Source organism: Flavobacterium sp., from assembly GCF_027482425.1.
Lineage (GTDB): Bacteria > Bacteroidota > Bacteroidia > Flavobacteriales > Flavobacteriaceae > Flavobacterium.
The window spans coordinates 73,553-79,866 of record NZ_JAIXWA010000040.1 but is presented as its reverse complement, the minus strand read 5'-3'; the positions used below and the strand labels follow the sequence as shown (position 1 = coordinate 79,866).

The following is a 6,314-nucleotide window of genomic DNA, read 5'->3' as shown; positions in this document are numbered from 1 at the left end:
TTGGTAAAAAAAGGCGGAATTATCTTGTAATACAGGTTTGGTTTTCTAAAATGGTTGATTCCAGCCACAATATATAAAAGGGCCATACCATATAAGTGCCAGGGTTGGGTCATGTTGGGTTGTTTTAGAATTGTCAAAATAATAAAATTTTAACAATTTTAACAACTATTTTGCCTAGAAAATTATACAAGTAGTTGGTTAAGACTTCTTTTTAAATGAAATATTCATAAAAATGATAGCCAAAAGGATAAGTAGTATCCCCAGCCATTGCAGTCCCACCACAGTTTCATCGAGAATAAAGAAGGCCATTAATACCGATACGGGCAATTCCAATGCCGAGACAATACTTCCTAAACCAATTCCGGTGATAGGAAATCCAGCATTCATCAATAACGGCGGAATGATTGTACCAAAAAGAGCCAAAACGATGCCCCATTTGAGAAAGATTCCAAACTGAAATGGTGTATTTTGGGTAGCCATAGCAAATCCAATTACGATGATAGCACCACCCAATAGCATATACAAACTGCGTTGCGCCGAAGAAATGCCCAAAGCAATCCGATTGGCAGTAAACATGGTCGTGGTGAAAGTCGCAGCTGCCAACATTCCAAATAGAATCCCGAGCCAATCTAAGGTAAATTCACTGTTTAATATGTTGGTCGCCCAAAGCGTACCCAACAATACCATTCCCACAGAAAGGGTTTTTTGCAGGGAGGGTTTCCGTTTTTCAAGGATCCATTCCAAAATCACACCCATCCACACGGTTTGCATCAATAATACAATCGCAATGGAAACATTGATATATTTGACACACAGATAATAAAAAACGCTGGTCATCCCCAACGAAGTTCCTGCCAGCATGAGGTGAAAAATGTTTTTTGGAGAGGCTTTTTCAACGGGTTTTTGGGATTTGTATTTTTGAAAGGCGTTGATGAGCACCATCCCTAAGATGCCATACCCAAATTGCGAAAGGGTAACTTCGGCCGTAGTATAGTGTTCTCGGTACGCTAATTTTACAAAAGTGGCCAGCATACCATAACTGGAGGCCCCTAAGCCTACCCAAAAAACACCTTTAAGTATTGATTTTCCTGTCATTTTTTTATTGAAAAAAGCCGACAAAGATACTCGATTATATAGTATACCTACAAAAACAATTTTACCTAACGAAAGATTCCCGAAAGCGGGGCTTGGGTGATGCCTATCGCTGTGGGGTGGTGCTGTAATTTTTGTTGCAGTAAAGTGGCATACACCGATCGAAAGTCCGTTTCAAATTTTAAATCCCCTTGATCTAAGTCGTCAAGGTTGGGATTGGTGCCTACAATTTTCCCTGTGGTGTGTCCTCCAATCACAAAAACGGGCGCTGCAGTTCCATGATCGGTGCCGTTACCGTTATCGCGCACCCGACGTCCAAATTCCGAAAGCACTACCAAAGTGACTTGCTGAAGCAATCCCGCCCGCTTGATTTCGGTGTAAAAAGCAAACACCGCTTCATCCAATTCTTTGAGTTTGTTTTGGTGAACGGTCTTTTGATTGTCATGCGTGTCATACCCATTTTGGGAAGTATAGTACACATGAGTGTACAAATTTCCTTTAATCAATCGTGCAATCCATTCGAGATTTTTTCCCAAAGCTGTTGCAGGGTAATTTACTTCTGTTTGGGAAGTCTCCAACGCTCGACGGATATCATCGGCTCCTTCAACGACAGAGGAAGCAATTTTTCGAACAAAGTCGAGTTGCGGATTGGAGGAGAGTTGAGTCGCTTCTCCAATCGTATTACTTCGAAAACGTGCAGGATCCTTCACGGTAATACTATTGGGTTCTTTGCCGCGAAGGGCTAAATTATCAATGCTATCAATATTGACACCTCCTGTGGGTTGGGGTGTAGTACATTGCAAATCCAAATACCGACCTAGCCAACCTTCGGTGAGGTATTCTTGAGCTCCTGAAGCGGTTTGCCAAATTTCTTGACTGCGAAAATGCGAACGGTTAGGCGAAGGATAGCCTACATTTTGAATGACGGTTAAGTCGCCATTTTGCTGGATGGTGTTCCAATTTTTCAACGCTGGATGCCATCCCATTCCGTTATTTTTTCCTAAAATATCATTTTTGGCAATAGCAATATGGGGTCGTAAGTCATAATAGCCGGGATGGTCAAAAGGGATGTAGGTATTTAACCCATCGTTTCCACCGTTGAGTTGAATGAACACTATGCACGAATCTTTTTGATTTTGAAGGGGTTGCGACCCTAGTGCGTGTAAAAAATCGGGGAGGACCAATACCCCCCCGGTGAAGGTTCCCGTAAGACTTAAAAAGTTTCTTCTATTCATCTTAAATGAGTTGAAATTCAGGGGATTTGACTAGCGTTAAAAACAACCGCATTACGGCTTCATGAGCGTTGGGATCTTTCGCGTTAAAATCATATTTGAGTACCGCATCTACTTGTTTTTGAAGTTCTTCATCCACTTGAAACACCAAACGTTGGGCCATTTTGCGTTTAATTTCGTCTGATGAGTCGTTGGAATTAAAGGCCGCTTTTGGGATGTGTTCTTGAGGTGTTTTCGTCTTTGATAGCGTTTCAGGAAGTTCTTTCAATACCCTTCGGTTGAGTTCTTTTCCACGACAAAGCAATTCACAGGTATTTTGGCGTTGTAAATAAATTTGAGAGGTGAGCCATGTTTTTCCGCCTGTCCATCCTTTTACATTGGGTTGATTGCATAAATCCATACCCTGTTGCCTTAAAAAAAACACGAGCAGGTTTTCGTTGGGATTTGAAATTTGTAATTCGTCATGAAGATGCAGGATAAATTCCAACGGATTTTTAATCTTACTTCCTGCCGTGGGTTTGGCAAATTCTTCCACAAATAACTTGAGAAGTAGCGGTTGTATTTCAAATTGAACACTCCGAAAATAATCACCATAGTACGTTACCAACGCCTCAGGTGGGGAGTCATAAATAAACCATTGCATTAATTTACGAGTAATCAAATACGGAACGGCAGGCTGTTCGAAAATACAATCCACCAAATCTTCCACTTTGAACTTGCCCGTTTTTTTTTTTTTTTTTATCGTATCCGGGTCTTCCAAACGAGGTCGGTATTGGGCTTTGTTTTCGCCGAGATGCAAACCGGCAAGCGCTTTGGCTCCCATTTTCACATCGTTCTCTATGTAATGACCGATGCCTAATGTAAAAAGTTCGAGGAGCTCGCGGCTAAGATTTTCATTGAGTGCGCCCCGTTGGTTATCGACATTGTCCAAATACCGTACCATGGCATTTGTTTGCAGTATTGCTTTGGTCAAAGTTTTAAAATTCCCAAAAGCCATTTCCCGCAAAAGTTGATTGTGTTGGTAAATCCACCAATTCACTTTCACTTTTTGTTGGGTAGCTACAAAGTGATTGTGCCAAAACAACACCATTTTTTCCCGTAATGGAAAGTTGGCCTTTTGTATTTCATCGATCCACCATGCTTTGAAGGCGTTACCATTTTGTATTTGTTTTTTGAGAATAGCTTTGGTGTCGGGGTCTTCGGTGTTTTTGATTTGTTGTCGAATTTGACGCAATTCAGCCAAAGACTTGGGTTCGGATGCCAAAAAATCGGGCTGCTCTTGGATAAAAGGCGCCTTAATTGAATTTTGGAGAAAATCGGCAATTCCATTTTTTTGGATGATTTCAGCCTGACGGGCGTTAAATCCCAAACGTAACGACCAAAGAATGGCGGGTTCCATAGTGAAGTTTTAAATATTAGACTTTATTTAACAGTAAAGGTTTAAATAAAATGGGAAAAATGGTGTTATGAGATGAATAAACCAAAGCCAGTGAAAGGTATTGTATTTTTTCTTGCCATTTTTTTGATGCAATGTGTAAAAAAAGAGCAAAGCGAACCCATTCAGGGGAAGGCTTCTTACTCAACGTATCACCAAGAAGCCCTGTCCTTTTGCCAGAAGAAGGGCATGAGTACCCATTTTTACTACCTTTTAGATTTACGAATTCCTTCGGGAAAGAATCGGTTTTTTGTGTATGATTTTGCCAAAGACAGTGTAACATATACCCAATTAGTTACCCACGGGAGTTGTGATATTTTTACGCCCAATCCACAGCAATGGGAAAAAGCGCAATTTGATACACGGGTCAACAGCCATTGCAGTATGTTGGGGAAATACAAAATTGGTCGAAGGGATACCAGTTCGTGGGGGATAAAAATCAAATACTGGTTGCATGGTCTCGAGTCCTCCAATGCTACGGCTGTCGAACGGGTGGTGGTGTTGCATTCGTGGAATGCCGTTTCCGATGCTGAAATTCATCCTGAAGTGAGTCCTTTGAGTTGGGGTTGTCCTGCAGTTTCCAATAATTTTATGCGCATTTTAGATGCCCAATTGCAAGGCGAATCCAAATCGGTCTTGTTGTGGATTATCGGCAATTAATTATATAAAATAATTTATACATATTATTTAAAACATAAATAAAAATATATAAATTTTCTTTTTCACCTTTGCCTCGTTAAACAAACTTACTATGACACGAATTACAATTGCAAAAGGTGACGGAATTGGTCCGGAAATTATGGATGCCACTTTGGCGGTATTAAAAGCAGCGGGGGCCGCGTTGGAGTATGATGAGATTGAAGTGGGAGAGAAAGTATATTTGTCTGGAAACACTTCAGGGATTGCAGCTTCTTCTTGGGATATCATCCGACGTAACAAAGTTTTTTTGAAAGCTCCGATCACCACTCCACAAGGAGGAGGGTATAAGAGTTTGAATGTGACTACCCGTAAATTTTTAGGATTGTATTCTAACGTACGTCCGTGTTTGTCTTTGAGTCCTTATGTAGCGACCAAACACCCTCAAATGGACGTGGTTATTATACGCGAAAATGAAGAAGATTTATATGCTGGAATCGAGCACCAGCAAACCGATGAGGTTATTCAATGTTTAAAATTGATTAGCCGTCCAGGTTGTGAGAAAATTGTTCGTTATGCCTTTGAATATGCCCGTGCTTTTGGACGTAAAAAAGTAACTTGTTTCACCAAAGACAACATTATGAAGCAAACTGATGGATTGTTTCACAAGGTTTTTGATGAAATTGCCGTAGAATATCCTGAAATTGAAAACGAGCACTGGATTATCGACATCGGAGCTGCCAAGTTGGCCGATACTCCTGAGGCTTTTGATGTAATTGTTACTCTAAACTTATACGGTGACGTTTTATCAGACGTTGCTGCGCAGATTGCAGGTTCGGTAGGAATGGCAGGTTCGGCCAATATTGGAGAATCCTGTGCAATGTTTGAAGCAATTCACGGGTCAGCACCTCGTCGTGCGGGTCAAGATGTGGCGAACCCTTCGGGATTGTTGCAAGGCGCTATCATGATGTTGCAACATTTGGGTCAGAATTCTATTGCAGAAAAAATTCAAAATGCTTGGTTGAAAACCATTGAAGATGGTATTCATACCTATGATATTTTCAAAGAAGGAGTAAGTGCTCAAAAAGTAGGAACACAAGCGTTTGCTGAAGCGATCATTGCCCGATTGGGTCAGAAACCTTCGGTATTGAAAGCCGTAGAATACCGTGATGGAGCGCCTATGAACTTGCCTTCATACAAGCGTCCTACGCCACAAGTTAAAACGCTTCACGGTGTAGACTTGTTTGTGCATTGGGCTGGAACCTCAGCCGATACATTAGCCGAGTCGATTCAGAAATTAAATGACGGTGGACTTCAATTAAGCATGATTACCAACCGTGGAATCAAAGTTTGGCCCGAAGGATTTGCTGAAACATTTTGTACCGACCACTGGCGTTGTCGATTCAAAATGAAAGATGGTAGCGAGTTGTCCAAAGCACATATCATTGGGTTGTTGCAACAAGCAGAGGTGCACGGTATCGATGTGGTGAAAACAGAGAACTTATATCATTTTGACGGTACTCCCGCCTACTCTTTAGGCCAAGGACAATAAGCGTTATGGAACTCCAATTAATTGACGGAAAGTTTGATACCCAAGAGGCTATTGCCTTGTTACGGGAATTGGTTGACGTGAAAATTAAGTTTCACGAAAAGAAAATTGCCGCAAGTATGTCGGAGGAGGATATCAAGTTCCGTGAACAACGTATCAAAGCGCTACAAACCGCAGCGCATGATATGACGGTAGCCCTTCGCGAACAATCTGGCTCGGTTCGTATTCACACTCATTTCGGTTTTGATGCGTAGCGTTTGGTATCTTATCCTCAGTGGCCTTCTGTTGGCTGTAGTCTCTTGGTTGCTCCAAGATGTTTTGTGGTCTTCATTGGCTGAGGCGGGGAGTGTATTAATTGGATTGATTTTAT

Annotated in this window: 6 protein-coding genes and 1 pseudogene; 3 read left to right on the top strand and 4 right to left on the bottom strand. The window is 41.4% G+C overall.

The annotated features are described in order from the left end of the window. From Q0037_RS05005 to Q0037_RS04990, 4 genes and pseudogenes are all read right to left on the bottom strand, one after another. Nucleotides 1-113 (bottom strand): annotated as a pseudogene (locus Q0037_RS05005) (DoxX family protein); the annotation flags it as partial. Between the two features lie 85 nt (nucleotides 114-198). Beyond that, a complete protein-coding gene (locus tag Q0037_RS05000) occupies nucleotides 199-1,095 on the bottom strand; it encodes a DMT family transporter (protein WP_297516322.1) in 897 nt (298 codons plus the stop codon). Nucleotides 1,096-1,160: 65 nt separating this feature from the next. Then, entirely contained in the window at nucleotides 1,161-2,327 is a 1,167-nt protein-coding gene (locus Q0037_RS04995; protein WP_297516320.1) for a DUF1501 domain-containing protein, read from the bottom strand. Nucleotide 2,328: 1 nt separating this feature from the next. Further along, nucleotides 2,329-3,723 (bottom strand): DUF1800 domain-containing protein, encoded by a 1,395-nt coding sequence (locus Q0037_RS04990; RefSeq protein ID WP_297516316.1) that lies wholly within the window; start codon nucleotides 3,721-3,723, stop codon nucleotides 2,329-2,331. 72 nt (nucleotides 3,724-3,795) lie between these two features. Here Q0037_RS04990 and Q0037_RS04985 point away from each other — a divergent pair, with 72 nt between their 5' ends. The 3 genes from Q0037_RS04985 (at nucleotide 3,796) to Q0037_RS04975 (ending at nucleotide 6,198) form a co-directional block, all read left to right on the top strand. Further along, a complete protein-coding gene (locus Q0037_RS04985) occupies nucleotides 3,796-4,419 on the top strand; it encodes a murein L,D-transpeptidase catalytic domain-containing protein (RefSeq protein ID WP_297516313.1) in 624 nt (207 codons plus the stop codon). 91 nt (nucleotides 4,420-4,510) lie between these two features. After that, entirely contained in the window at nucleotides 4,511-5,947 is a 1,437-nt protein-coding gene (locus tag Q0037_RS04980; protein WP_297516310.1) for an NADP-dependent isocitrate dehydrogenase, read from the top strand. 5 nt (nucleotides 5,948-5,952) lie between these two features. Next, entirely contained in the window at nucleotides 5,953-6,198 is a 246-nt protein-coding gene (locus Q0037_RS04975) for a hypothetical protein (protein ID WP_297516307.1), read from the top strand. The last annotated feature ends 116 nt before the right edge of the window (nucleotides 6,199-6,314 follow it).